The sequence below is a fragment of the Ruegeria sp. AF5 genome (genome assembly GCF_056541905.1).
On the sequence record NZ_JBQFYZ010000015.1, the window covers coordinates 54,368 to 80,432 of the forward strand.

General features: G+C 56.2%; 22 protein-coding genes. 7 read left to right on the forward strand and 15 right to left on the reverse strand.

The annotated features are described in order from the left end of the window. Positions 1 to 97: 97 nt before the first annotated feature. The 7 genes from nadC to hutI all read right to left on the reverse strand — a co-directional run bounded on the left by nadC (position 98) and on the right by hutI (position 8,923). The gene (gene nadC, locus ACR0DS_RS16745; protein WP_480483640.1) at positions 98 to 946 is read right to left on the reverse strand and encodes a carboxylating nicotinate-nucleotide diphosphorylase; all 849 of its coding nucleotides are present in this window, start codon (positions 944 to 946) and stop codon (positions 98 to 100) included. Next, positions 943 to 2,511 (reverse strand): L-aspartate oxidase, encoded by a 1,569-nt coding sequence (locus tag ACR0DS_RS16750; protein WP_480560222.1) that lies wholly within the window; start codon positions 2,509 to 2,511, stop codon positions 943 to 945. Before ACR0DS_RS16750 ends, nadC begins: the two co-directional genes overlap by 4 nt. A gap of 6 nt (positions 2,512 to 2,517) precedes the next feature. Next, a complete protein-coding gene (nadA, locus tag ACR0DS_RS16755) occupies positions 2,518 to 3,567 on the reverse strand; it encodes a quinolinate synthase NadA (protein WP_480483638.1) in 1,050 nt (349 codons plus the stop codon). A 142-nt stretch (positions 3,568 to 3,709) separates the two neighbouring features. Further along, the gene (hutU, locus tag ACR0DS_RS16760; RefSeq protein WP_480507026.1) at positions 3,710 to 5,392 is read right to left on the reverse strand and encodes a urocanate hydratase; all 1,683 of its coding nucleotides are present in this window, start codon (positions 5,390 to 5,392) and stop codon (positions 3,710 to 3,712) included. Beyond that, entirely contained in the window at positions 5,389 to 6,183 is a 795-nt protein-coding gene (gene hutG / locus ACR0DS_RS16765) for an N-formylglutamate deformylase (RefSeq protein ID WP_480483636.1), read from the reverse strand. Before hutG ends, hutU begins: the two co-directional genes overlap by 4 nt. Beyond that, positions 6,180 to 7,718 carry a histidine ammonia-lyase gene (hutH, locus tag ACR0DS_RS16770; RefSeq protein ID WP_480560220.1) on the reverse strand — a complete coding sequence of 513 codons (1,539 nt, stop codon included), beginning with the start codon at positions 7,716 to 7,718 and terminating at the stop codon, positions 6,180 to 6,182. The genes hutG and hutH overlap by 4 nt, the downstream gene beginning before the upstream one ends. Further along, positions 7,715 to 8,923 (reverse strand): imidazolonepropionase, encoded by a 1,209-nt coding sequence (hutI, locus tag ACR0DS_RS16775; RefSeq protein ID WP_480560218.1) that lies wholly within the window; start codon positions 8,921 to 8,923, stop codon positions 7,715 to 7,717. Before hutI ends, hutH begins: the two co-directional genes overlap by 4 nt. 82 nt (positions 8,924 to 9,005) lie before the next feature. Here hutI and ACR0DS_RS16780 point away from each other — a divergent pair, with 82 nt between their 5' ends. Then, positions 9,006 to 10,370 (forward strand): formimidoylglutamate deiminase, encoded by a 1,365-nt coding sequence (locus ACR0DS_RS16780; protein ID WP_480487351.1) that lies wholly within the window; start codon positions 9,006 to 9,008, stop codon positions 10,368 to 10,370. On the opposite strand, the gene ACR0DS_RS16785 is transcribed toward ACR0DS_RS16780, so the two are convergent. Further along, a complete protein-coding gene (locus tag ACR0DS_RS16785) occupies positions 10,367 to 10,912 on the reverse strand; it encodes a HutD/Ves family protein (RefSeq protein ID WP_480560216.1) in 546 nt (181 codons plus the stop codon). The two genes, ACR0DS_RS16780 and ACR0DS_RS16785, sit on opposite strands and share 4 nt — an antisense overlap. Before the next feature lie 66 nt (positions 10,913 to 10,978). Here ACR0DS_RS16785 and ACR0DS_RS16790 point away from each other — a divergent pair, with 66 nt between their 5' ends. Further along, complete coding sequence (locus ACR0DS_RS16790) at positions 10,979 to 11,680, forward strand: GntR family transcriptional regulator (RefSeq protein WP_480483631.1); 702 nt, start codon at positions 10,979 to 10,981, stop codon at positions 11,678 to 11,680. Positions 11,681 to 11,752: 72 nt separating this feature from the next. Here the strand turns inward: ACR0DS_RS16790 and ACR0DS_RS16795 are convergent, their stop codons facing one another. From ACR0DS_RS16795 to ACR0DS_RS16810, 4 genes are read right to left on the reverse strand one after another with little or no spacing between them, the layout of a single operon-like run. Continuing rightward, entirely contained in the window at positions 11,753 to 12,079 is a 327-nt protein-coding gene (locus ACR0DS_RS16795) for a cytochrome o ubiquinol oxidase subunit IV (protein WP_480560214.1), read from the reverse strand. Next, positions 12,072 to 12,704, reverse strand: coding sequence for a cytochrome c oxidase subunit 3 (locus ACR0DS_RS16800; protein WP_480560212.1), 633 nt, complete (start codon positions 12,702 to 12,704; stop codon positions 12,072 to 12,074). Before ACR0DS_RS16800 ends, ACR0DS_RS16795 begins: the two co-directional genes overlap by 8 nt. After that, positions 12,701 to 14,791 carry a cbb3-type cytochrome c oxidase subunit I gene (locus tag ACR0DS_RS16805; RefSeq protein WP_480560210.1) on the reverse strand — a complete coding sequence of 697 codons (2,091 nt, stop codon included), beginning with the start codon at positions 14,789 to 14,791 and terminating at the stop codon, positions 12,701 to 12,703. The genes ACR0DS_RS16800 and ACR0DS_RS16805 overlap by 4 nt, the downstream gene beginning before the upstream one ends. Then, the gene (locus tag ACR0DS_RS16810) at positions 14,788 to 15,747 is read right to left on the reverse strand and encodes a cytochrome ubiquinol oxidase subunit II (RefSeq protein ID WP_480483627.1); all 960 of its coding nucleotides are present in this window, start codon (positions 15,745 to 15,747) and stop codon (positions 14,788 to 14,790) included. The genes ACR0DS_RS16805 and ACR0DS_RS16810 overlap by 4 nt, the downstream gene beginning before the upstream one ends. Positions 15,748 to 15,933: 186 nt before the next feature. On the opposite strand from ACR0DS_RS16810, the gene ACR0DS_RS16815 reads away from it, so the two are divergent. The 5 genes from ACR0DS_RS16815 (at position 15,934) to ACR0DS_RS16835 (ending at position 23,144) form a co-directional block, all read left to right on the forward strand. Next, positions 15,934 to 17,169, forward strand: a complete 1,236-nt coding sequence (locus tag ACR0DS_RS16815) for a lytic murein transglycosylase (RefSeq protein ID WP_480560208.1) — start codon at positions 15,934 to 15,936, stop codon at positions 17,167 to 17,169. 643 nt (positions 17,170 to 17,812) lie between these two features. Then, on the forward strand, positions 17,813 to 18,706 hold the full coding sequence (gene galU, locus ACR0DS_RS16820; RefSeq protein WP_480560206.1) for a UTP--glucose-1-phosphate uridylyltransferase GalU: 894 nt from the start codon (positions 17,813 to 17,815) through the stop codon (positions 18,704 to 18,706). A 73-nt stretch (positions 18,707 to 18,779) separates the two neighbouring features. After that, positions 18,780 to 20,219 (forward strand): mannose-1-phosphate guanylyltransferase/mannose-6-phosphate isomerase, encoded by a 1,440-nt coding sequence (locus tag ACR0DS_RS16825; RefSeq protein ID WP_480539078.1) that lies wholly within the window; start codon positions 18,780 to 18,782, stop codon positions 20,217 to 20,219. Between the two features lie 174 nt (positions 20,220 to 20,393). Next, positions 20,394 to 21,458, forward strand: a complete 1,065-nt coding sequence (locus ACR0DS_RS16830; protein ID WP_480560204.1) for a DUF2793 domain-containing protein — start codon at positions 20,394 to 20,396, stop codon at positions 21,456 to 21,458. Positions 21,459 to 21,839: 381 nt separating this feature from the next. Next, the gene (locus ACR0DS_RS16835; RefSeq protein ID WP_480560202.1) at positions 21,840 to 23,144 is read left to right on the forward strand and encodes a UDP-glucose dehydrogenase family protein; all 1,305 of its coding nucleotides are present in this window, start codon (positions 21,840 to 21,842) and stop codon (positions 23,142 to 23,144) included. Positions 23,145 to 23,186: 42 nt separating this feature from the next. On the opposite strand, the gene ACR0DS_RS16840 is transcribed toward ACR0DS_RS16835, so the two are convergent. Genes ACR0DS_RS16840 through ACR0DS_RS16850 form a run of 3 tightly spaced genes read right to left on the reverse strand, consistent with a single transcriptional unit; the run spans position 23,187 to position 25,568 of the window. After that, entirely contained in the window at positions 23,187 to 24,263 is a 1,077-nt protein-coding gene (locus tag ACR0DS_RS16840; protein WP_480616866.1) for a helix-turn-helix domain-containing protein, read from the reverse strand. 46 nt (positions 24,264 to 24,309) lie between these two features. Continuing rightward, positions 24,310 to 25,047 (reverse strand): hypothetical protein, encoded by a 738-nt coding sequence (locus tag ACR0DS_RS16845; protein WP_480560199.1) that lies wholly within the window; start codon positions 25,045 to 25,047, stop codon positions 24,310 to 24,312. Further along, a complete protein-coding gene (locus ACR0DS_RS16850) occupies positions 25,044 to 25,568 on the reverse strand; it encodes an RNA polymerase sigma factor (RefSeq protein ID WP_245220757.1) in 525 nt (174 codons plus the stop codon). Before ACR0DS_RS16850 ends, ACR0DS_RS16845 begins: the two co-directional genes overlap by 4 nt. Between the last annotated feature and the right edge of the window lie 497 nt (positions 25,569 to 26,065).

Consider the following 26,065-nt stretch of genomic DNA (forward strand, 5'->3'; position numbering starts at 1 on the left):
CTGCAGCTTGCGTTGCTGTGGATTTATTATCGATAAAATCTGAATGCGCAACTGTGTTGGCGCAAACGATCATAAATCAAGCGGAAATGCCGCGCCTTCAGAAATCGAGCCCCAGATCGACGGTGCGGGCGGAATGCGTCAAGGCACCGGACGAGATGTAATCCACCCCTGTCGCCGCAATTGATGCGACCCGTTCCAACGTCACATTGCCGCTGGCTTCGGTCTTCAACCGCCCGCCCACCATGGCAACCGCTTCTCGCAGCATGTCATTGTCCATGTTGTCCAGCAAAACCACTGAAGCACCGCCAACGTCCAGCACTTCGGCAAGCTGGTCCAGTCGATCAACTTCAATCTCGACCGCCATCATGTGACTGGCCTGCGCCTTGGCGGCTTCAAGAACCTGACGGATACCGCCTGCCGCAGCAATGTGGTTGTCCTTGATCAGGATCGCATCTGATAAGGAATAGCGGTGGTTGAAACCGCCACCGTGCAGCACGGCCTGTTTTTCCACGATGCGCAGGCCTGGCGTGGTTTTGCGCGTGCAGGTCATGCGGGCCGTAGTGCCGTTGGTCTGCTCCACAAATGCGGCTGTCTTTGTGGCAATACCCGTCAGGCGCCCGGCAAAGTTCAGAGCGACACGTTCGCCGGACAGGATCGATGCGGCAGAGCCCTTGATGGTCATCAGTGTATCACCGCGTGCGCAACGCGAACCATCGTTGATCCGCACGTCAACCTCAAGCGACGGGTCCACAAGCCGGAACGCGATTGCGGCGACCTGCATCCCCGACACGACGGCGTTTTCGCGCGCGTTCAGTCTGGCTGTATAGGTTGTTTCCTGCGGAATAACCGCGCGAGTTGTCACATCACCGTAGCTTCCCAGATCCTCCATCAGCGCAGCGCGGACCATGGGTTCCAGGATCAGATCTGGCAGGATCGCATATGTCATGACACTTCCTCGCAGGCTTTGGCCCGAATGCTCATTGCTTCGGACAAATACATCCGGGACCGCTCTCCGGGCCCATCATTGGCTTTTGGAAAATCGGATCGCTTGTGTGCACCGCGGCTTTCTTCACGGTACAAAGCAGCAGCAGCGATCAGGGTCGCGGTGGCACACATGTTGCAAAATGACGGGCAGGCATCGTGCTGCGCCTCCAAATGCGCAATAGTTTGCAGAGCACGGATTAGGCCCGTCCGGTCCCGGACAACACCAACGTCGCGCGTCATGGTTTCGCGCAACTCCTGGATAGCCCTTGTCGTGTCTGGAGTCACCACATGGACAAACTGCAATGTAACGGGGTCGGCATTTGACACCACCGGAACGGATGCCCCGATGCTTTCGGCGCAGATGCGCGCAAAGACAAGCGCCTCAAGCAGCCCGTTCGAGGCCAGCCGGTTGGCGCCGTGAAGGCCGGTCGAAGATGCCTCGCCGCAGACCCAAAGCCCGTCAAGTGTCGCGCGACCGTCAGTGTCGGTGGCAATACCACCCATGTGATAATGCGCTGCCGGTGCGACCGGAATCGGTTCGTTGACCGGGTCGATACCATTGCGCGCGCAGTATTCGGCAACTGCCGGGAACAGGTCCGTTATCTTCGAGCCTAATGCGGTACGGGTGTCCAGCATGGGTCGGTTACCCGCCTGCACTTCGGCAAAAATTGCACGCGCAACGACGTCTCGCGGGGCGAGTTCTGCGTCCGGGTGAACGGATAACATGAACCGGTCACCCTTATTGTTGATCAGCGTTGCCCCTTCGCCGCGCAACGCCTCGGTTGCCAGCGGAGCCGGATCTTCACCAACATCCATTGCCGTCGGATGAAACTGAACGAATTCGGCGTCAGCAATAAGCGCACCAGCACGTGCGGCCATCCCGATGACCTGCCCGCGAATGCGTGCCGGATTGGTCGTCAAGGCATACAACCCGCCAGAGCCACCCCCGGCAAGCAATACGGCAGGCCCGCAGATCGTAACGGGCTCGGACCCTGTTTCTGATGCGTCCTGAACCGTGACACCTGTCACCCGACCGTTTGATACGTCCAGCGCCGTGGCAAGGACACCTTCCAACACTTGAACCGAGGGTGTTTCATGCACCCGTTCGATCAGGGCAGCCATGATTTCACTACCTGCCTGATCCCCCTTCACCCGTACGACACGGGCGAAGCTATGCGCCGCTTCGCGTGACAACACGTAACTGCCATCCTTGGTGCGATCGAATGGTGTGCCCAATATCGTCAGGTCAAGGATATATTGCCGAGCCTCGCGCGTGACCAGATCGGCAACGGCCGGAACGACTATTCCCGCGCCAGCCTTGACGGTGTCCAGGCTGTGGCTTTCCGGGCTATCCGACAAATCCATTGCCGCGGCCACACCGCCTTGCGCCCATGAGGAACTTGCACCTTCGCCCAAAACATCGGGTGAGATTACAACCACTGGCCGCGGCGCGAGCTTCAATGCTGCATAAAGCGCGCCGATGCCAGCCCCCACAATAATGACGCGATCCGTGGTGACTTTGGTCATTTCAGATCAAATGCCGAGCTTGCGGGACAGATCAATCATCGCCTGAACGGATTTTCGCGCCTTTTCAGCCACATCTTCGGCGACCTCGACCTGCCCTTCCATCGTGTGCAGGGCGAAGAGGATCTTTTCAAGCGTGATTTTCTTCATATACGGGCACATGTTGCATGGCCCTACAAATTCGACCTCGGGCAATTCATCGGCAATGTTGGATGCCATCGAACACTCGGTGATCAGCATCGCCTTTTTCGGCTTTTCATCATGCACGTATTTGATGATGCCGCTGGTCGAGCCGGAATAGTCTGCCTCGGCCACCACATCCGGCGGGCATTCAGGATGCGCGATCAGCCGTGTTCCCGGGTTCCATTCGCGGAAGTCGCGCAGGTCCTGTGCCGTATATTGTTCGTGCACAATGCAAGAGCCGGGCCAATACACCACGTTCTTGTGGCTTTGATTGGCAACATTTTGCGCCAGGTACTGATCCGGCGTCATGATGACCGTATCACTTTCCATGGCGTTGACGATCTGAAGCGCGTTCGAAGAGGTGCAGCAGATATCCGAAGCTGCTTTGACCTCGGCAGTGGTGTTTACATAGGACACAACCGGCGCGCCGGGGTATTTGGCGCGCATTTCATCGATTCCCTCAGCGGTGATCGATTCTGCCAATGAACAACCGGCTTCCATGTCGGGCATCAGCACAGTCTTCTGAGGGCTGAGGATTTTCGATGTCTCGGCCATGAAATGAACACCGGCCTGAACGATCACATCTTCTTCGACTTCACTGGCCTTGATCGCAAGCTGCAAACTGTCCCCAACGAAATCGGACACACCGTGAAAAATCTCGGGCGTCATGTAATTGTGCCCAAGGATCACGGCATTACGCTCTTTCTTGAGCGTATTGATGGCTCGCACGTAAGGCGCGTAGATTGCCCAATCTGGTGGGCTGACCACGCGATCCATGCGGGCAAACGTTTCTTTCATCTCATTGGCCAGAGTGGCCGATGGGGCAAGGTCATAAACGTCCGAAATCACCGAGCGGACATGTGCAATATCGAGCAACGGGTAGCCACCTTTGTCAGTTGCCTTCAACCCCACGGGGTTGTTGAACGGCTTAGCCCTAGCCGAAACAGCACCGGTTCGAAACCGGAAAATGTGACGTTAGCGCTAAGGCAAACCGACAAAACAAAGGTTGGCGTGGTAATCAGCCCAAAATGCCCGGCAATCGCAGCCCATGTTCACGAGCGCAGGCTTTCGCGTCCTCGTACCCGGCGTCCGCGTGACGCCAAACCCCCGACGCGGGGTCATTCCAGAGCACCCTCTCCAATCGCTTGGCGGCGGCATCGGTTCCGTCTGCGCAGATGACGACGCCTGCATGCTGACTGAACCCCATGCCAACTCCGCCGCCGTGATGCAGCGAAACCCACGTTGCACCCGATGCCGTATTGACAAGCGCGTTCAGCAGCGGCCAGTCCGAAACAGCGTCCGAACCGTCCTTCATCGCCTCGGTCTCGCGGTTAGGTGAGGCGACAGAACCACTGTCAAGATGGTCTCGGCCGATGACGACCGGAGCTTTCAATTCGCCGTTTCTAACCATCTCGTTGAACGCCAGCCCGGCCTTGTGGCGATCTCCTAGCCCAATCCAACAGATCCGCGCCGGCAGGCCCTGAAACGCAATACGCTCCTGCGCCATGTCCAACCAGTTGTGCAGATGGGTATTGTCGGGGAACAGTTCCTTCATCTTGGCGTCTGTCTTGTAGATATCTTCAGGGTCACCGGACAACGCGCACCAGCGGAAGGGTCCGATACCCCGACAAAACAGCGGGCGAATATAGGCGGGTACGAAGCCGGGGAAGGCAAAAGCGTTCTCCAACCCCTCATCCTGAGCCACCTGTCGGATGTTGTTGCCGTAATCCAACGTCGGCACGCCCGCGTTCCAGAAGTCCACCATTGCAGCGACGTGTTGCTTCATCGAAGCACGTGCAGCCTTTTCGACCGCCTTCGGGTCACTTTCGCGCTTGTCTTTCCATTGCGCCATGGTCCAACCAAGCGGCAGGTAGCCGTTTACCGGATCGTGGGCACTGGTCTGATCCGTGACAATATCCGGGCGCATCCCGCCAGCTTGCATCCGAGCGTAAATTTCCGGGAAGATTTCAGCAGCGTTTCCCAACAAACCAACGGATTTCGCTTCGCCCGCCTTGGTCCAGCGATCAATCATTGCCAGCGCTTCGTCCAGCGTCTCGGCTTTTTCGTCCAGGTATTTTGTACGCAAGCGAAAGTCGATGCTGTCCGGGTTGCATTCCACGGCCAGACAACAAGCCCCTGCAAAGACAGCGGCCAAAGGCTGCGCGCCGCCCATTCCACCCAGTCCCCCGGTCAGGATCCACTTACCTGTCAGGTCGCCGTCGTAGTGCTGACGCCCGGCCTCGGCAAAAGTTTCATAAGTGCCCTGCACGATGCCCTGTGTACCGATATAGATCCACGAGCCAGCGGTCATCTGGCCGTACATCATCAGACCTTTCTTATCGAGCTCGTTGAAGTGGTTCCAATTGGCCCAGTGCGGCACAAGGTTCGAGTTTGCGATCAATACGCGGGGGGCATCGCTATGGGTGCGAACAATGGCAACCGGCTTGCCGGACTGGACGATCAGCGTTTCATCCTCTTCCAGATCCTTCAGGCTGGCAACGATGGTGTCAAAATCCTTCCACGTCCGCGCCGCGCGGCCAATCCCGCCATAGACCACCAGCTCATGCGGGTTTTCGGCCACGTCCGGATGCAGGTTGTTCATCATCATCCGCAATGGCGCCTCGGTCATCCAGCTTTTGGCGTTCAGTTCAGGTCCGGTGGGCGGAAAGATGTCACGGGTGTTTTTGCGAGGATCGGTCATCGGGCAAGCTCCAATGCTGTGTCATTGAGGGCGTCTAGAATGTCTTTCAACCAACGGCGGAGACGGTTGGCTTTGGCGGTGTCAAAAGTCCAGGGCGGCATTTCTGAGGTCAGGTAGGTCGACTGCGCCAGCTCCATCTGGATCGCGTGAATACTGTTATCCGGATGTCCGTAGTGGCGTGTCGTCCACCCACCTTTGAAGCGCCCGTTCAAAACGGTGCTGTAAGGGGATGAAGCGGCGAACTCATGTGCAATTGTTTCGATTTCCAATGCACAGGTCATCCCGTTATTTGTGCCAATGTTCATGTCGGGCAATACGCCGTCGAACAGAAAAGGAATGCGGCTGCGGATTGAGTGGCAATCATACAGCACAGCGATGCCATGGATCGCCTTCACCCTCTCCAGTTCGGCCAGCAAAGCGGCGTGATATGGCGCATGAAATGCGTCACGCCGTTCAATGATATCTTTTTCAGTTGGAGGGATGTCCCAGATGTCCTGCCCGTCGAAATCCGTCAGCGGCACCAGGGTCGTCGTGTTCTGGCCAGGGTAAAGGGAAGTACCGCTCGGGTCACGGTTGGCGTCGATCACATAGCGATGAAAGGTGGCCCGGACCGTGGTAGCACCGGGCAAAAGCCCGTCGTAAAGCATGTGGATGTGCCAATCCGTATCTGCCAGCGCCCGACCCTGTGCATTCAGTTTGGCATCAATCGCCGCAGGCACATAGGTGCCCGTGTGAGGCAGCCCCAAAACAATTGGACTATCGCCCTGAACTACTTCGACTGGATCAGTCATGCGCCAAGCTCCGGCATGGCGACACCAGCGCCATCGGAAATCTCACCGCTTGCAATAAGGGCCGAGGCTGCTTCGATGTCATTTGCCATGTACCTGTCATCTTCCAACGCCGGTACAACAGAACGCAGACGCGCCATGACACCTTGAAGGCTTTCACTGGTTGGCAGCGGCGCGCGATATTCAACCCCTTGCGTTGCGCACAGCAACTCGACCCCCAGGATACGTTCCAGATTGGTCACCATTTGCCCCAGCCGCCGTGCGCCATGGGCGGCCATTGACACGTGATCTTCCTGATTGGCCGAAGTCGGTGTTGAATCCGTGACGCAAGGATTGGCCAGATGCTTGTTTTCGCTCATCAGTGCGGCTGTCGTGACTTCGGCAATCATCAGGCCAGAGTTCAAACCGGGGTTGGGTGTCAAAAACGGAGGCAAATCAAAGCTGAGCACCGGATCGACGATCAGCGCGATGCGTCGCTGCGCAATCGCCCCGATCTCGGCCACTGCCAGAGCAATCATGTCGGCGGCAAACCCGACCGGTTCTGCATGAAAGTTTCCGCCTGATACGATCAACCCGGCCTCGGCCAGAACCAGAGGGTTATCGGTGGCGGCGTTGGCTTCGGTTTCCAGTGTCACCGAAGCCTGACGCAGCACATCCATCGCGGCACCAACAACCTGCGGCTGGCAGCGGATGCAGTACGGGTCCTGAACCCGCGTATCACCGTCCCGATGGCTTTCGCGAATGACCGACCCAGCCAGTAGCGCGCGCATGGTTGCGCCCGCTTCGATCTGGCCCCGGTGACCACGCAAGGCGTGAATTTCGGGCTGCAAAGGCGCGGTAGACCCCATAATCGCATCAGTTGTCAGGGCTGAAGTGACCAAAGCGCTTTGCGCCGCCCGCCAAGCGCCGAAAAGCCCCTCCAGCGCAAACGCCGTCGAAAACTGAGTGCCGTTGATCAGCGCCAGACCTTCCTTGGGGCCAAGTTCGACCGGGGTCAAACCTGCCGCTGCCAGCGCGTCGCCGCCAGACATGAGGGTGCCGCCAAACTCGGCCTCACCCTCGCCCATCATGACGGCTGCCATGTGCGACAGCGGTGCCAGATCGCCCGAAGCACCAACAGACCCCTGTGCCGGGATTACCGGTGTCACCCCTGCGCCAAGCATCGCTTCCAGCAGGTCAATCAGTTCCAGCCGCACACCCGACGCGCCACGTCCGAGGCTGAGCAGTTTGAGTGCCATCATGAGCCGCGCAACAGCACGCGGGATCGCTGGTCCGACGCCACAGCAATGGGACAGGATCAGGTTGCGTTGCAGCGTCGCGGTATCCTCGGCCGCGATCTTGACGCTTGCCAGTTTTCCAAAGCCCGTATTGACCCCGTAAACGGCGGCTTCGCCAGTCGCCGCCTCAATGATGCGAGCGTGTGCCGCGGCTATCGCAGGCCTGCAATCCGGGTCCAGCCGAACGGCGCATTCCTGGCGGAATACCTGTTCCAGCTGCGCCAGAGAGACAGCGCCGGGAGTTAACGTCAGAGTGGTCAAAATGCGCCTCCGAATATGCGGGCGTGAAGGGGATTAAAACCGATGCGGTAGGCAAGCTCGGCCGGGTGAGTGACATTCCAGACAGCCAGATCCGCCCGCAGGCCCTGAACGATCCTGCCGCAGTCTCTCAGGCCCAGTGCACGCGCGGCATTCACAGTGACACCTTTCAACGCTTCCTCGGGGGTCATTCGAAACAAGGTGCATCCCATGTTCATCGCAAGCAAAAGTGATGTCATCGGAGCCGAGCCCGGATTGCAGTCGGTCGCAAGGGCCATTGGCACGTCGTACTTGCGTAGCAAATCAATTGGCGGTTGTTGCGTCTCGCGCAGGGTGTAGAAAGCCCCGGGCAGTATCACGGCCACCGTGCCTGCCACTTCCATGGCTTTGACACCGCTTTCGTCCAGATACTCGATATGGTCGGCAGACAGCGCACCAAAGCTTGCAGCAAGTTTCGCACCACCCAGGTTGGACAGTTGTTCGGCATGCAATTTGACCGGCAGTCCTAGTTCCTTGGCAACGTCAAACAGTGGCACCAGTTGGTCGGGCAGGAAGGCAATCCCTTCGCAAAATGCGTCCACTGCATCAACCAAACCCTCGGCATGAGCCGCGCGGAGGGTCGGAATGCATATCTCTGCAATGTACGCCTCGGGCCGGTCTTTATACTCGGCGGGCACAGCATGAGCGCCCAGAAAGCTAGTTATAATGCGCACCGGGCGGCTTTCCTGCAGGGCCCGCGCGGCGCGCAGCATGGTCAGCTCAGTTTCACGATCAAGCCCATAGCCCGATTTGACCTCGATCACCGAGACCCCTTCGGCGATCATCGCGTCCACGCGCGGCAGGGCCTGCGCAATCAAATCCTCTTTACTGGCCGCACGCGTGGCTTTCACGGTCGAAATAATCCCACCACCCGCGCGGGCCACCTCTTCATAGCTGGCACCGTTAAGGCGCATCTCAAACTCAGCCGCGCGGTGGCCGCCATGCACTACATGGGTATGGCAATCGATCAGAGCCGGCGTCACCAGCCGCCCGTCCAGCGAGGTTTGAGAGAACGTCGCGTATTCTTCCGGCAACTGCGTCTTCGGACCGACCCATGCAAGCTGGCCCCCACGCACGGCAATCGCAGCATCTTCGATCAATCCGTATGCATTCGCACCAACCATGGTGGCAGCGTGCAGATCTGTGAACAGTTGATCGTGGGTTTGCATTCGAATCCCTCTTCGGTGCAATTCTCTCTTTTCTGGTACAGGTCTTTATGTCATATGTCTATTCATAAAACCGGAGGTAGGGATGACGGTCATTTTCGCAAAACGGGCCTATCTGGCAGCCGGCTGGGCAGAGAATCTACGACTCGAGATCAAAAATGGTCGTATTGCCCGTCTGACACCCGACGCGGTCGCGCAACTCGGCGACACCTGCGTTGACACTCTACTGCCCGCTTTGGCCAACCTTCACAGCCATGCCTTTCAGCGTGCCATGGCGGGAATGACCGAATATCGGCAGGCTGGCCGTGACAGTTTCTGGACTTGGCGTGATCTGATGTATCGCTTCACAGCCCGCCTGAACCCCGAACACATTCAGGCCATCGCTGCGCAAGTCTATGTCGAGATGCAGGAGGCCGGGTACGCCTCGGTCGGGGAATTCCATTATCTGCACCACCAACCGAACGGGCAACCCTATGACAGGCTTTGCGAACTCAGCGACCGGATCATGGCCGCTGCTGCTGAGACCGGAATTGGCCTGACCCATCTGCCCGTGCTCTACAGCTATGCAGGAGTTGGGGAAAAACCACTGGAGGCGGGGCAGCGACGCTTTGGCAATGATGTGGACCGTTTTTGCGAACTTGTCGCGCAGGCGCGGGGTGCGCTCGGCAATCTTCCTGACGACTGTCGCGTCGGCATCGCGCCACATTCCCTACGCGCCACCTGTCCGCGCGATCTGGCGCAGGTGGTGGCATCACAAAGTTCCGGTCCAATCCATATTCACATTGCCGAACAACCCAGAGAGGTTGAGGAAGTGCAGGCTGGCCTTGGCGCGCGTCCGGTCGAATGGCTGCTGGATAATGCCCCGGTTGAGTCCAACTGGTGCCTGATCCACGCAACCCATATGACCGACGAAGAGACTTGCGCAATGGCCCGCAGCAAAGCGGTTGCCGGTCTGTGCCCGGTGACAGAAGCCAACCTGGGCGACGGGCCTTTCAACGGCCCTGTCTATCTGAATGCAGGCGGCGCTTTTGGCGTGGGATCGGACTCCAACGTGTTGATTTCCATGACCGAAGAGCTCCGCACACTCGAATACTCGCAACGACTGCGCGACCTGTCACGTAACGTGCTGGTGGTTGGCGAAGGCTCGGCAGGACAAACCCTTTATCGCGGCGCAGCTATTGGCGGTGCGCAGGCGCTAGGCCGCAACGCGGGGCAAATTACCGAAGGAATGCTGGCCGATCTCGTCGCCATCGACAGTCAGGCCCCTGCCCTTTGCGCACTACAACCTCACCAACTGCTGGATGGTCTAGTCTTTGCCGCCAAAGATAATGTCGTAACTGATCTTTGGTCCGCAGGCAGACACCAGGTTCAAAACGGACATCACGTCCTGCGGGACAAGGTCACGCGTAACTACAAAGGGGCAATAAGTGAGCTTCTGGCTGAGCTTTAGCTAGGGATCTTATTGAAACACACGCGAAGGATCTTAGCGCCTGCAGCCGGACTGACCGTAACAGTGGCGTTCAGCGTCATTGCGTCTCCGGCAACCAGCGGCGTGTTGTCTGACATGTGGGCCATTCCCGAGGCGACAAAGACAAACTCGCCCGCTGTCGCTTCAAATTCCTGATCATTTGCAAAAACGTTCACCACAACAACGACCTTTGAATCGTAGATCACATTGAATGCACGACACGGCCCGCCCAACAGCCGCGCATTCAGCGCGAGCGCCCCGTCGAACGAAACCGGCAGGAATGGCCGCGCTGGTAAAACACCACTATCACCGAGCAAATCAAGCCCGGTCCCTTCGATGATCGTGTGTACGCGCGACATCCCCGGAAATCGGGAAAATGGCCCATCCTGATCGATCCGGGCCACACTGATACGCCAGACGACATGTTTACCGACCCGCTTCGCGGCAAGTTCGGTTGTTACCCCGCCACCATTGGCCCATGGCGTAACCGCGCAATCCTGCAATCTGATAAGGTTCTGGGTCAAATTCTTTGCATCTCACCGTTAACCTAGACATAATATGAATAAGTTCGAAAATATAGTGAGCACAATGTGAACGAGCAAAAAAACGTCGGCTTCCAGGATATCCGCGATGAAGTTCTAAATCGCATCCAGACCAGAATTTGGCCGCAAGGCAGCCTGCTGCCCACCGAACTGGAGCTTGCCGCCGAGTTCGGCTGCGCCCGCGCGACTGTCAATCGAGCTCTGCGTGAACTTTCTGATCAGGGCATTGTAACACGCAAACGCAAAGGCGGCACACGTGTGGTTACAACACCGGTCAAACAGGCCAGATTGCCGATTGCGGTAGTCCGTCAAACCATTGAAGATATGAATGCAGAATACCGGTATGCGTTGGTCAGCCGTACACTTATTGATTGCCCGGCATGGCTACAAGCCAAACTCGGGCTGCCCGAGGGTACGCAAATTCTGCATTTGCGCTGTATGCACCATGCAGACAATCGCCCCTTCCAGTACGAGGAACGATGGATCAATACAGCCGCGGTACCGCACGTCATGGATGAAGACTTTCTGACCACCGGTCCAAACGAATGGTTGCTGGCCGAGGTTCCTTTTTCGAACGCGGAAATTGCATTCTCAGCTGTTCCGGCAACCGGTCCGCTTCAGGACTTTCTTTCTGTTCCGCCCGGAACACCTTTGTTCCAGTTGGAGCGGACAACGTGGTTTCGCAATACCCCAGTCACTTTCGTACGAATGACCTTTCATCAGGGTTATCAAATGCGGACTACGTACTGAGGCTTTTCCGCTATTGGTGGTCCTGCCGAAAGCCAAATCTCGACCCGCTACTCCGCTTGTCTCAAATAGGCACTACATCAAGTGCATGTGCATTCGGGTGGCCAAATTGCCAAGAACCCAGACGGTGCCAAGGATCATTATCATCAGAACCAGTGTCGAAAACAGCACCAGGTGCAAATCTTCGCGGCTGCTGCGCCGACGGTCGATATGCAGGAAGTAGACAAGCTGCAACACAAGCTGCGCCAATCCAAGCAACCCGATGGTCAGGTAAACACCAACCGTTTCAATCCCATAAACCTGCGCTACGCCAAACATCGCTAAGGTCAGCAAAAGCGAGCCACCATACCCGATCACATAGCGCCGACGCTCGCGACGATGCATATCAGAGCGCTTATCCATAGGTCAGACCTCCGAAATACACGATGGTAATGATCCCAATCCAGATCAGATCGAGAAAATGCCAGAACAACGCCAGCCGCACCACGCGCGAGATAACCACATCCGTCATGCCCTTGACGCGTAGCTGGATACCCAAAACGATCAGCCAAAGGCATCCAGTCGCAACGTGCAGACCATGAAGCGGGACCAACCCAAAAAAGGCTGACAGAAAACCGCTGCGCTGCGGAACGCCGCCTTTTTCCGCCATGGCCATGAAGTCACGCACTTCCAGCACCAGAAAACCAAGCCCCAGCGCAAGAGTGACGCCAAACCACAAGACAATGCGACCGCGCGGCAGATTGTACTTCAGCGCCAGCATGGCAAGACCCACTGTCAGGCTGCTGGTCAGCAGTATCAGGGTTTGCGCAAAAACACTTTTCAGATCAAACAACTCGTGCGGGCCGGGACCACCTGCCTGCGCATCGATCATCGTTATGTAAATCGCAAACATCAGGCCGAAATAAACCAGGTCGCTCATCAAGAAGACCCAGAACCCAAAGGTGACAACCTCGGTCGCCTTGTGGGCACTGGCGTGATGTTCTCCCAGATTGATACCGGGATAGCTGTGTGTCGGCCCGCGCTTCATGTCGCCACCTCCAGATCCGGGCGGGCAAGGCCGCGGTTTTCCGAAGAAGTTTCAGAGTCGCGATCAATCGCCGCTTCGCTGTGGACCAACGCCAACCAGGCTTCGTGATCCCTTCGCACCTCTTCCGCGGGGATGGTGAGTTCTGTACTGTCATCAAATGTCCAGATGATCACCGCAAGGATAATCAAAACCGTCATTGTCGCCGCAAGCCACCAGATCCACCAAACCAGCGCAAACATCCATATGCCGCTGAGAACACACAGGACAAAGCCAATTCCCGTGTTTCGGGGCAGTTCGATATCTTCATAAGCGTCTGGTGTAGGATAGGCCGTTCCTTTTGCCTTCTGTGCCGTGAATTCATCCCGATCCGTAACCTTGGGGATGATCGCAAAGTTGTACGCGGGAGGCGGTGAAGGGATAGTCCATTCCAATGTGCGACCATCCCAGGGATCCCCAACAGGAACGCGGGTTTGGTCGCGGTCACGAATGCTGACCCATAGCTGGATCAGGACCGAGAACAATCCACAGGTAATAACTATCGCTCCGATGATGGCCACGATCATGAAAGGGTGGAAAGACGGATCGCTATAGCTGAAAGAGCGGCGTGGCATGCCCAACAGCCCGACGAAATAGAGCGGCATGAATGTCAGCAAAAACCCCCCGGTCCAGCAAAAGACAGAAACCCGGCCCCAGAATTCGTTCAGTCGGAATCCAAAGGCCTTGGGGAACCAGTAATTGTATGCCGCCAACAATCCGAACAACACGCCAGGCAATAACGCGTTGTGGAAGTGAGCCACCAAAAACAGCGTATTGTGAACCTGATAATCTACGGTTGGATTTGCCAGGATCACACCGCTCAACCCACCGATGGCAAACAGCATCAAAAATGACAACCCATAGAGCATCGGCACCGAGAACCGAATGCGTCCCCGCCACAACGTCGCCATCCAGTCATAGACTTTCACGCCGGTTGGGATGGCAATCAGCATGGTCGCAATGCCAAACACCGCGTTGATCAGCGCGCTTTGACCCATGGTGAAAAAGTGGTGCAGCCAGACTGTGAACGACAACACTGCGATCGACATGGTCGCGATGACAAGCGAGTTGTAGCCATAAAGCCGTTTGGCCGAGAAGGTCGCAAACACCTCGGAATAGATGCCATAAGCAGGCAAAACCAGCAGGTAAACCTCGGGGTGGCCGAACAACCAAAACAGATTGGCATAGTTCATCATGTTGCCACCGAGGTCGTTTGTGAAAAAGTGGAAATCAAGATAGCGATCAGCGGCAAGCATCAGCGCGGCGACACCCAAAGGCGGCATAGCAAAGACGATCAGGATCGAACTGCAAATGATTGTCCAGCAATACATCGGCAGCCGCATGAACGTCATGCCCGGCGCGCGCAACTTGTAGATCGTAACGGCAAAATTGATACCCGTCAGCGAGGTGCCAATGCCCGAAACAACGATGGCCCAGATCCAGTAATCCGGTCCAACACCGGGATTGAACGCTGCGCCGGTATACGGTGGATAGGCTGTCCAGCCGCCGGTCGAAAACTCTCCAATCACCAGCGACACCATCAGCATCATGCCTGACGAAACCGTAAGGCCCAGACCAATCTGGTTTAGTCGCGGGAACGCCACATCGCGCGCGCCGATCATCAGCGGGACAATGTAATTCGCAACACCAAAGACAAAGGGAACGGCAACAAAGAAGACCATGATTGTGCCGTGAGTGCTGAAAAGCTCGGCAAAATGTTCGGCTTCGAGGAAACCGTCGCCGGGCCCGGAAGCCTGCTGCGCGCGCATGACAACGCCTTCAAGCACACCGCGCGCCAGCATCACGATGGCAAAGACGATATACATGATACCGATCTTTTTGTGATCGACGCTGGTCAGCCAATCGCGCCACAGGGGTGTCCACAGACGAAACCAGCTCAGCAATCCTACGACAACAACAACGCCAATAATCACAACAGCTGCGGCTGTATTGGCCACAATCTCATTAGTATTTGGGTTCTGGATCAACCCGGCAATCGGAAAAGCGTCCCAACTCAGACGCCCGAAGAAACCTGTCTCGGTCGGCGTCATTTTTGCGCCTCCTGCCCAAATGATGCAGTTCCAGGCTGTAGATCGATGGGCAGCGGCTGACCGCTGTGGTAGCGGCTCAGGATATTCCGGAACAGATCGTCTTTTATTGTGAAGTAGAGCGCATCATCCGGCATCCGAGATGTTCCCAAAGCGGCCTGAACTTCATCCCTGTCGGTCCGCATGGCCAGTTTCCGATACGTTGCCACATCTAGTTGGATGCTGTTGTTACGCACTTTTTCGACCCAAGCGTCGAAATCCTCATCACTCATTGCGATGGTGCGGAACTTCTGCTTGGTAAAGCCCCGTCCGTTGTACTGAGTGTTTTCACCCTGCATCACTTCCGGCGCATCCGCGACAAGATGTAACTGGGTGGTCATGCCCGGCATCGCATAAATCTGTCCGGCCAGCGCGGGTATCATAAACGACTGCATCACGGTATCGGTTGTCAGCGTCAATGCAACTTGCCGCTTTGTCGGAATTCCGAACTCTCCTACAGTGGCGACCCCAAGATCGGGGTACAGAAACAGCCACTTCCAATCCAGACCGACAACCTGAACCCGCAGCGCCGGATCTTCACCAAACGGTGCCGAATACGGGTCAAGCCGATGCGTCGCCTTCCAAAGGTAAAAAGACAGCAAGGCCACGATTATGACAGGCACACCCCACATTACAAATTCCAGCTTTGCCGAGAAATCCCAATCCGGCGCGTAGGGCGCAATGCGGTTGCTCCGGCGGCGATACCGAAACGCTATTATCGGGACCAGCACCAATACCGGGATAACGGCCAGCAGGATCAATACGGTCGCCCGAAGCAAATGCGTTTTCTGAACTGCCGCTATTGGGCCTTCCGGGTCCATAAAGCTGTCGCTGGCCAAAGCTGGTTGCGCCGAAACGATCAACAGGAGCACAACGACAAGCCTGAGCAAGGATGGATTGGACGAAATGACTTGTGCCACAGCTGACTGTCCTCTCCTCATCTCAATCCCATCCAACTATCGGCAAGCGGGTGAATTTTCTCAAGAGTTTTTCCGAACCGGGGATTGCCATCCTCAATTTTCTTTCAACTTTGGGTGTAAACGGCGACGGGTCGCGCGGCATCTTCCCGTTGACTTGCAAGGCCAGTCGGGACAGATAAATCGTCAATGCGTATTTTGCTGTTCACTCTAGGATTGATCATTCTGTCCCAGACCGCACTGGCACAGGATCGTGCAGCAATTGAACGCCAGTTTCAGTCGTGGTTGTTGGAGACGATCTGGCCGCAGGCGCAGGCCAAAGGTGTTTCGCGCAACACACTGCAACAGGCGTTTTCTGGTGTTACTCTGAACTGGGACCTGCCTGATCTGGTTCCCCCCGGACATAAACGCAAAACGCCCAAGGCGCAAAAACAAGCCGAGTTTGGATCGCCCAGCCGGTATTTCAATCCGGGGTCAATTCAGGGCGCAACGTCTATCGGGCGCAGGATGGCGAGGCAACACTCTGCGATTCTTGCCAAAGTCGAACGTCAAACGGGCGTTCCTGCTCGTATCATTCTGGCAATCTGGGGCAGAGAAAGCGGCTATGGGCAGGTGCCGATCCGCCATGATGCGTTCAGGGTTTTGTCGACCAAGGCATTCATGAGCACGCGCGCGGACTACTTCACGGCCGAGCTTATCGCGGCTCTGCAAATCGCGGAAGCAGGACCTCTGCCAGCCCGGCAATTGAAAAGCAGTTGGGCGGGCGCGTTAGGACAACCCCAATTCATGCCATCAAGCTATTTGGCTTACGCCGCAGATGGCAACGGCGACGGACAGGTCGATATCTGGGGGTCATCCGATGATACAATCACATCGATTGGCAACTACCTGAAACAGCACGGCTGGATCGCCGGGCGTGACTGGGGTTTCGAAGTGTCTGTGCCAGCAACCGTTTCATGTGCATTGGAAGGACCTGATCAAGGGCAGTCAATCCAGCAATGGGAAGCGATGGGCATAAACCGGGTCTCGGGCAAACCTTTTCCAGCCCACGAGTTGAAGGGGGCAGGTTACCTGATGATGCCGGCAGGACGATTTGGTCCTGCTTTTCTGGTCACTCCGAATTTTTACGTTTTGAAGGAATACAACAAAAGCGATCTGTATGCTTTGTTCGTCGGCCACGTCGGTGACAGAATCCAGTTTGGAAGCGGCGATTTTAAAGGGCAATGGCGCAAGGTCGGCGGCTTGTACCGTTCTGATATAGCAAAAATGCAGGGCGCGCTGGAAAGCTTGGGGTACGATATTGGAGGCGTTGACGGCTTGCCAGGTTTCAAAACCCGCCGATCCATAGGCAGATGGCAGGAAACGAAGGGTGTTGCACCCACCTGTTTTCCCGAAACCTCGATGACAACGAAACTGGTCCGATAAGGCGCCAAGCATGCGTTGAACGGTACCACGCGACTTGCTTGAGCATCTTATCGCCGGTCGCAACAGACCGCCGTTATCACCAATCTTTGCGATTCCGATCATATTGTTGCCCATTCGAAAACGGACTAGATGCGTCAGATCATGTATTTCCAAGAAGCTCGGATGTTTGCCGACGGGATACTTGTGTACATAAGACACGTTACTTGACGCAGCTTGCGACTAAGTGAGCCGTGTTAATTTCAGTTGCACAGTCCCTGCCATCCAAATTCTTTTCGGCCGCGCAGTCCTAAACTACTCGTCATAACAAGGCGCTATGCCCATCCAAAGAAAATATGCAGGACTCCGTCCGGGAGTTTTTCAAGACAACCGACGCCGCTCCAAACATATCAACTTTCCGTGAACGACAAATCGTCGTCAGATTTTTGGCACAGAGTTATAGCGGAAGGGTCTCTGGGAACTGTGGTTCAGGCCTTGTATACAGGAAACACCGGAGTCGGCTTTTGACTCATCTGGACCGAGGTGGCACGATTTGGTCAATAACGGCCGGCACACCGGGCATGATTGATTGACGCGGTTTTGAAGACTAAGAGGACATTCCGGATGTTTTCTGCTTTTCCGGCCAAGTTTTGTTTTGAGAGGCACCATGACACGCAAAGTCACCAAAGCAGTTTTTCCAGTGGCGGGAATGGGAACCCGGTTTTTGCCGGCAACCAAATCTGTTCCGAAAGAGATCATGACGTTGGTGGATCGCCCGCTGGTGCAATATGCAATCGATGAAGCGCGCGCCGCTGGTATCAAAGAGTTCATCTTTGTGACGTCTCGCGGGAAATCCGCGCTTGAAGATTACTTTGACCACAACCTTGTCCTCGAACAGGAGTTAATGGCCAAGGGCAAAAACAAGCTTCTCGATATCCTAAACAAGACCAATATGGAAAGCGGCGCGATTGCCTATATCCGCCAACACAAAGCCCTGGGGTTGGGGCATGCTGTATGGTGTGCACGCCGTTTGATAGGCGATGAACCCTTTGCTGTAATGCTGCCTGACGATGTGATTGCTGCAGATAAACCATGTCTGCAACAAATGGTTGAAGCCTATGAGGAAACGGGCGGCAACATGGTGGCAACAATGGAAGTTTCACCAGAAAAGACCAGTTCGTACGGCGTTCTGGATGTCGTCGACAGTATCGGCCCGGTCATTCCGGCCAGGAGCATGGTCGAAAAACCCGAACCCTCAAAAGCGCCATCCAATCTGGCGGTTATCGGGCGCTATATTCTTCGACCTTCCGTATTGAACAACCTGAACGCAATGAAAACCGGAAGCGGCGGTGAAATCCAACTGACTGATGCAATCGCCGAGGATATCGCATCCGGCGCGCCCGTTTTTGGCTACAAGTTCGACGGGCAGCGTTTCGATTGCGGTTCAAAATCCGGTTTTCTGCAAGCGACCGTTTCCTTTGCCCTTGCCCGTGACGACCTGCGCGATGATCTGAGCCAATATCTGAATGACATCGTTGCAACTGGAAAAGCGGCCCAGTAGCCACGGGATCTCCCATTCCACAAAAAAAGAATTGAACAATATCGTTGGTCATCAGCAATTCAGGGGCACGTGTATGAACAGAACGGTCTATCCAGTCATCCTGTGTGGTGGTTCAGGAACGCGTTTGTGGCCCCTGTCGCGCAAAAGCTATCCCAAGCAATTCGTTCCACTTGTCGGAAAAACCAGTCTGTTACAGGATTGTGCCGACCGGATGCTTGGACCCTCGCATACGCCCTATGCCAAACCAATGGTTCTCACCAACGAAGCCTTTCGGTTTATTGTACCTGAACAGCTGACCGCTATTGGGATCGACCCCGGTCCGATTCTGATTGAGCCTGAAGGGCGAAACACGGCCCCTGCCGTACTGGCGGCTGCGTTGTACCTTGCCTCACGTGATCCGGATGCCATCATGCTGGTCGCGCCTTCAGATCATGTGCTTCCAAACAAGGCCGCTTTTCATCAGGCCGTCGCCACAGGCGTGCGCGCAATTGCCGAACGAAGCGATCTGGTGACATTTGGCATCACGCCCACTCGACCCGAAACCGGGTATGGCTACTTAAAGCTGAACGACGCCCCAGACGCGTCCGGGGGTGCAGTTCGCCTGGATCGGTTCGTGGAGAAACCGGATTTGGAAGCCGCGCAGGCGATGGTGAAAGATGGCAGTTACCTGTGGAATTCCGGCATCTTCTTGTTTGCGGTACGTGACATCGTTGCAGCATATGAAAAATACGCAAGCACCCTTGTTGCACCTGTCCAACAGGCCGTCGACAACGCAAAGTCAGATTTGGGGTTCCTGAGATTGGACCCTTCGGCTTGGGCTGACGTCGATGACATCTCGATCGACTATGCGGTCATGGAAAAAGCCCCCAACCTTAGCGTGGTTTCGTATTCCGCAGGTTGGTCGGATGTTGGAAGTTGGACGGCTGTTCAAGAATTGTCAAACCCTGATGAAAACGGCATCGCGACATATGGGGAAGTAACCACAATCGACTGCCGCAACGTTCTGATACGATCAGAATCGCCAGCGCAGGAAGTGGTGGCAATGGGGCTTGAGAACGTTATCGCAGTTGCGATGCCAGATGCTGTGCTGGTTGCCAGCATGGATAAAGCCCAGGACGTCAAGCAGGCTGTCGCTGCCTTAAAGGCAAAAGGGGCCAAACAGGCAGATACGCTTCCGGTCGATCACCGCCCCTGGGGCTGGTTTGAGAGCCTCGTGATCGGTGACAGATTTCAGGTCAAGCGAATCCATGTGCATCCGGGCGCAGCGCTCAGCCTGCAGTCCCATCACCATCGGTCCGAGCATTGGATTGTGGTAGAGGGCACCGCCAAGGTCACAATCGATGATCAGGAACGGTTGGTCAGTGAAAACCAGTCAGTCTATATCCCGCTGGGTGCTGTGCACCGGATGGAGAACCCTGGCAAGGTGCCCATGGTATTGATCGAAGTGCAGACCGGCACCTATTTAGGCGAAGATGACATCATTCGATATGAAGACATTTATGCCCGGGATTAAGCGGCGACATAGTTCTCCACAGGCCATACTCGGGTCGGCTTGTCCCCGGGGATACTCAAGTTAACAGATTATTTCCTGTGCGGTCGGCCAGGTCAGACGGGATTGACGCGCCTTACGGCAGAGTGGCGCGCAACCGACTTTCGGACCGACAGCCACAGGAGGACCCTCGTGTCAATGACCTCACCCAGATTGCGCCTGCCTTTTCTACAACCTTCGCAGGCTCAAAAGCACGTCACCCACAACGAGGCACTGCGACAGCTTGATCTGGTCGTTCAGCTAACAGTGCAGACAACCAATGCCAGCACCCCGCCCGTTGCCCCCGAGCAGGGCGATGTCTATGCTCTGGGCGTCACCCCTACCGGGGACTGGGCCGGACATGCAGGAGAGCTTGCCGCATGGCTGGACAACACCTGGCATTTCTTGACCCCATATTCGGGCTGGCGTGCCTGGGACGAGGCCACTGGTGAACTGAAGTTCTGGAATGGGTCTGACTGGCTGCCCTTGCCCGTCAATACTCAGAACCTGAATGGTATTGGGGTGGCAACAAGTTCGGACGCTACGAATCGCTTGTCTGTCCGAAGCCCGGCCACGCTTCTGAGCCATGAGGGCGGCGGGCATCAGCTGAAGATCAACAAGGCGGGTGCCAGCGATACAGCATCGCTGGTGTTTCAGTCGAACTGGACCGGTCACGCTGAAATGGGGTTATCCGGAAGTACGGGGTTTTCAATCAAAGTGTCCCCTGACGGAGGTACCTGGACCGAAGCTCTGACTTTTGACCCCGCGACCGGAACAGCGGCTGGTGCGGCTGTTCAGGGCGATGCGACGGATACCACTTCGGGTCGCCTGATGCGTGCCGACTACGGTTATGGGCCGGGTAACCTTCTGGGGTCGGTATCAGAAGTTGGCGGTATACCAACCGGTGCGGTCATAGAGCGCGGAAGTAATGCCAGTGGCGATTTCACGCGTTTTGCTGATGGAACCATGATTTGCACCGCCGTGTTGCTTCCTGTCGCATGTACGACCGCTGAAGGCGCATTATTCGCAAGCGCTGCAATGACGTGGGACTACCCAGCGCCATTCTCCTCTGCGCCAAGCGTTAGTGGCAGCGCTGGAGCTAATAATCGCTTCATCGGGTTTGATGTGCCCGGAAACACTCAAGTTACCTGCAAAGCCCTCTCCTCAACTTCGGATGCAGTCGCTTTTTCACCAAGTGTCATCGCCATAGGGCGCTGGTTCTGAGTACAGCTGCCGCCTGAACTGTGGTTCAGGCGGTTTTTTTGTGTAGTCGACCCATTTCTTTAGCGATCACCGATTTCATTGGACCCGCCACAGACGCCTTGCTCCGGGCGAAAAGCGAGCGACGCAACACCACACGCCTGGTGGCTGTTTATTACTGATCCATGCCCAGAATTGTATCTTCTCAGCTGACAATGGCCGTGATTCAACAGTTTCTGCGCTGCACGACGGACTTTAGAAACTCCTTTCCAGCACTTATTGCCTCAAAAACAACAAGAAAACGTGGGAACTCAACAGCCATACCTGTAAATCATTGAAACCGGCTCTGGATTCTTCGATTGTGCCCGCGCCGTTGATAGTAATTGGTAAAAAAGGATTTGGCAGATGCGCATTGCAATGATCGGCACAGGTTATGTGGGCCTTGTGTCCGGTGTGTGTTTCTCGGACTTCGGTCATGATGTGATTTGCGTTGATAAGGCTGAGCAGAAGATCGATATGCTCAAAGCCGGACAGGTGCCTATTTATGAACCGGGTCTGGACGTGCTGATGGCACGAAACGTCGCGGCTGGCCGTCTGAGCTTTACAACCGATCTTGCAGCCGCAGTGGACGGCGCGGATGCTATCTTTATTGCAGTTGGAACGCCAACCCGGCGTGGAGACGGCCATGCGGATCTGACCTATGTGATGGCAGCGGCGGAAGAAATCGCTCAGGCTGTCACCGGGTATACCGTTATCGTCACGAAATCGACTGTGCCCGTCGGAACAAACAGAAAAGTGCAGGAAACAGTCAAGGCCGCCAACCCCCAGGCCGAATTCGACGTGGCTTCGAACCCTGAATTCCTTCGCGAAGGCGCGGCAATCGACGATTTCATGCGCCCGGACCGCGTCGTGGTCGGCGTGGAAAACGACCGCGCAGCCGAAGTGATGGCAGAAATATATCGCCCTCTGTATCTGCGCGACTTCCCGATCCTAACCACCGATCTGGAAAGTGCCGAGATGATTAAATACGCCGCCAACGCGTTTTTGGCGACCAAGATCACCTTCATCAATGAAATCGCAGGACTGTGCGAAAAAGTTGGCGCGGATGTTAAAGAAGTTGCACGCGGCATCGGCCTTGACGGGCGGATCGGCAACAAATTTCTGCATGCGGGACCCGGCTACGGTGGTTCATGTTTTCCAAAAGACACGGCCGCGTTGGCGCGGATCGGGCAGGACCACGCGCATCCGATGCAGATCACCGAGACCGTCATCCGCGTTAATGACGAAATCAAGAAGCGGATGATCGAGAAAATTCGTGACGCATGTGACGATCATTTCAACGGTAAGACCGTGGCAGTTCTGGGTGTCACGTTCAAACCCAACACAGACGATATGCGCGACGCGCCATCACTGTCCATCGTTCCCGCCCTGATCGGCGGAGGCGCAAAGGTGCGCGTTGTTGACCCACAGGGAAAATCTGAAGGAGAAGCGCTTTTGCCGGGCGTCGAATGGTGCGACGATCCGTATATCGCCGCGCGGGGCGCGGATGTTGTTGTGCTGCTGACGGAATGGAATGAATTCCGCGCGCTGAACCTTTCTGAAATTGCGGCGTCAATGAACACAGCCAGGATGGTTGACCTGCGCAACATCTACTCGAAAACTACGGCGCTGAAGTCAGGGTTCGACACCTATGTCGGTGTTGGGCGCTGAAAGCGTGCTTCCCTCCGCACGCATCTTCAAGTGGTTGACGGATCATAGTGCGGCAGTCCAGACCCGGTAACGGCCTTGGCCGGTGACTTCACGCACCAGACCTCTCCGGGTGAACAGGTCAAAATTCCGCTGAACCGCCGCGCGCGAAGAATTGGTAAGTTCTTCTGCAAGTGGGGCCGAGACCATGGGCCACGCCGCCAGAGCATCAATCAGACGCGGGGGGGTGCGACCGCTCAAATCCTGCGTCGCGTCGCGCGCCTTGCCCTCCCAGGCACTGATCCGGTCGAGGTGCAGCAAGGCCGCAAGAACGGCTTGCCCGGCGCCCTGTATCCAAGACCCTAACTTTTCCGTCGGCCCACCCGTTCCGCGCAACGCACCCGGACCAGACAACGCCAGTGGCATGAACATTGCGCCGCCCCGCCCCATCGAAGCCGCGTGCCGCGCTGCGATGATTGCCGCCTCGGTGTCGTGTCCGACGCCTTGCGATATAGCTCGCCAAGCATGAAACGCGATCGCCGATTGTGTTACCGGGTGCAACCTTTCAGCATTCTGCATGACTTCGGCCAGATCAACGATCGCTTCGGGCGTCGCATCAGAGCCCTGAGCCAGACGGTCGAGAAACGCGGTCAACCCGCTTTCCCACCCGCCTGTAGCCGGGCCTGCGCCTGAGCTCAGACGGCGCACGGCCCAACCTGCCCGAAACAGCGCCTGCACGTCATCGTGGGTCGCGCCGATCCTCAGACCCGCCCACAAAGCCAGGCGGTCTACGCTGACCCGATCCCCTGTCCACCACCCCAGATCGGACGTTTCCATAAGTGCCAAACGGTGCGTCCACCCCTCAGGCCCCGAACGCAGCCGCTCATCCAGAGCGCCAAAGGTCAGGGCAAGATCAGCAAGCTCTGCCGACAATTCTGATTGTGCCGAATGCCAATCGCGCGGATCGAACAACGGGCGCTGATCTGATCGGGGACCAGGCAGAAAGAAATCTTCCTCCACGTCCTGGTCCGGGGGCAAAAACCAAGGGTCGTCCTCTTCTGCCGGATCGCCGTCATAGATATTGGCTGGGCCAAGATCATCGACCTCGTCTTCTGGAAGGGGCATGGTTTTCTTCGACGTCATACCCGGCATTCTTCGGGCATTTGCAACTGTTCACAAGGGTTTTCCATCAGCCCGAGAATGTACGGGCCAACACTTCCAGTTCGGCGCTTAAATCTGTATGCGGGGAACTGCCCAACAGCATATATCCATAACCGCCCTGCTCCCATTTTGCAGTTGCCAAACCGCTCAACACCGATTGTTGGACTTCGGTACTTGGGGCATTCGGTCCTTGGCGAATAACACAGAAGGCAAGTGGTTGACCCTGATCATCAGCAAAAACCACTTGGATCAAGGGCTTGCCTTTGAATGAAAGAACCTGCGCCCGCTTCAGCTCCAACCCTGGCAACGCTTCCAGTGTTTCCTTATTCAGCGATCGTCCCAGCTCGGCTTCGGCCATTGCAAATTGTTTGGTCAGCGACGCGTCCGAACTGTCCAGCGATGCAATCGTTTCCGGCACGTAAAGTGATTGATAGATCGCGGCCTGCTGGGCCCAGCTTAAGTCTGCTGGCCGGGTGGCCCAGAATGTTACGGCGACGGCTGCAAACGCCGCGCTGGCAGCCACCGCAACAAGACGCAGAAACCCGTTATTGGCGGGCCGCGTCGTTTTTTCCGGAAGGTCCACCTTCGGCGCTTCAGCGGGCAGGTTCTCAAAAACATCCCGAACAACAGGCGCAATCGGATCCAGCGCCATCAGACGATGTTCCAACGTAGCGTCATCTTCAACCGCAACATCAATAGCGCGGGTCTGAGCCTCATCCAGGCTGCCTTCCAGATACGCTAATAGCGTCTCGTCGGAAAACGTCATTTGCCACTCCGTCGCGCGGTGTCCGCTGCATCAACCTGCATCACAGTTTTAAGTTTCTGCCGGGCATTCGAAAGCCGGCTCATGATCGTGCCAATTGGAACCTCCAACAAAGCGGCGGCTTCGCGGTAACTGTACCCCTCAACGAAGACGAGCATAACCGTTTCGCGCTGTGCCTCTGGCAACTGCATCACTTGAGTAAACACTTCAGCCGCAAAAATATTCGTTTCCGTGTCCGGTCCCGTTGCAACCAGATCCGCTTCGGGGGTCACCGACAGCGCCTGCGCGCGCCGAACCGACCGCGAACGCAGCTCATTCAGCCAAATCGACCGGCAGATTGTCATCAACCAGCTGTCCAGACGGTTGTGCGACGTCACCTGATGATGTCGTTCAAGCGCGCGCAAACATGTGGCCTGTAACAAATCATCGGCTACATCCGAGGCACCCGATAATGCCAGCGCAAACCGCCAGACACGCTTCGAATGCGTCTGAACCGCATCGCGGACGGCTTGTTCAGAAGTCATCTCAGCTCTCATCGAATGATCGCGACCTGCTTGTGTTTCTCAATCGCGGATCGGACCCGCAAGGGCAGAATTGCCATATTTAGCAGTGAAATGAAACGAAACTCCTGTTCCAAGCAGTCACGTTTGCGTCTGTAATTGTTGCAGCGCCTGTTTCTGCAACCAACTGGGTGTTGGATACTGGCCATTTGCGGCAGTTGTATTGGTTTCGACCAAAGGCATGGTGTTCCAAAGCACATAAGCCGTTCGATTGCGGTTATGGATTGCTTGAGTTTTTTTGGTATTGGTTGCGGGTTTGAGGGTTAGGTCTTATTTAGCGTGTTTGGATGTTGGGATGGGTTGGTCTGCCGCAGGGTTGCATCTGTCCTTTAGGCGCGACGGGATATGGGGTATCTGAGCGTGCGCACCGTTTCACGGATTTGGAGAACGCAATGATGAAGCGCGCCTGGAACAAGTGGCGATCGGGCTATATGGGCCGGCTTGTCGGTGAGAGCTTTTAT

What these genes read in the sequence shown, in the direction of transcription:
- ACR0DS_RS16835 (WP_480560202.1), top strand. Translation starts at nt 21,840, where the DNA reads ATGCGCATTGCAATGATCGGCACAGGTTATGTGGGCCTTGTGTCCGGT.
- ACR0DS_RS16805 (WP_480560210.1), bottom strand. Translation starts at nt 14,791, where the DNA reads ATGACGCCGACCGAGACAGGTTTCTTCGGGCGTCTGAGTTGGGACGCT.
- ACR0DS_RS16795 (WP_480560214.1), bottom strand. Translation starts at nt 12,079, where the DNA reads ATGGATAAGCGCTCTGATATGCATCGTCGCGAGCGTCGGCGCTATGTG.
- ACR0DS_RS16800 (WP_480560212.1), bottom strand. Translation starts at nt 12,704, where the DNA reads ATGAAGCGCGGGCCGACACACAGCTATCCCGGTATCAATCTGGGAGAA.
- hutU (WP_480507026.1), bottom strand. Translation starts at nt 5,392, where the DNA reads ATGACCGATCCTCGCAAAAACACCCGTGACATCTTTCCGCCCACCGGA.
- ACR0DS_RS16850 (WP_245220757.1), bottom strand. Translation starts at nt 25,568, where the DNA reads ATGACTTCTGAACAAGCCGTCCGCGATGCGGTTCAGACGCATTCGAAG.
- nadC (WP_480483640.1), bottom strand. Translation starts at nt 946, where the DNA reads ATGACATATGCGATCCTGCCAGATCTGATCCTGGAACCCATGGTCCGC.
- ACR0DS_RS16780 (WP_480487351.1), top strand. Translation starts at nt 9,006, where the DNA reads ATGACGGTCATTTTCGCAAAACGGGCCTATCTGGCAGCCGGCTGGGCA.
- ACR0DS_RS16830 (WP_480560204.1), top strand. Translation starts at nt 20,394, where the DNA reads ATGACCTCACCCAGATTGCGCCTGCCTTTTCTACAACCTTCGCAGGCT.
- hutG (WP_480483636.1), bottom strand. Translation starts at nt 6,183, where the DNA reads ATGACTGATCCAGTCGAAGTAGTTCAGGGCGATAGTCCAATTGTTTTG.
- ACR0DS_RS16750 (WP_480560222.1), bottom strand. Translation starts at nt 2,511, where the DNA reads ATGACCAAAGTCACCACGGATCGCGTCATTATTGTGGGGGCTGGCATC.
- hutI (WP_480560218.1), bottom strand. Translation starts at nt 8,923, where the DNA reads ATGCAAACCCACGATCAACTGTTCACAGATCTGCACGCTGCCACCATG.
- ACR0DS_RS16840 (WP_480616866.1), bottom strand. Translation starts at nt 24,263, where the DNA reads ATGACGTCGAAGAAAACCATGCCCCTTCCAGAAGACGAGGTCGATGAT.
- ACR0DS_RS16825 (WP_480539078.1), top strand. Translation starts at nt 18,780, where the DNA reads ATGAACAGAACGGTCTATCCAGTCATCCTGTGTGGTGGTTCAGGAACG.
- ACR0DS_RS16815 (WP_480560208.1), top strand. Translation starts at nt 15,934, where the DNA reads ATGCGTATTTTGCTGTTCACTCTAGGATTGATCATTCTGTCCCAGACC.
- ACR0DS_RS16845 (WP_480560199.1), bottom strand. Translation starts at nt 25,047, where the DNA reads ATGACGTTTTCCGACGAGACGCTATTAGCGTATCTGGAAGGCAGCCTG.
- galU (WP_480560206.1), top strand. Translation starts at nt 17,813, where the DNA reads ATGACACGCAAAGTCACCAAAGCAGTTTTTCCAGTGGCGGGAATGGGA.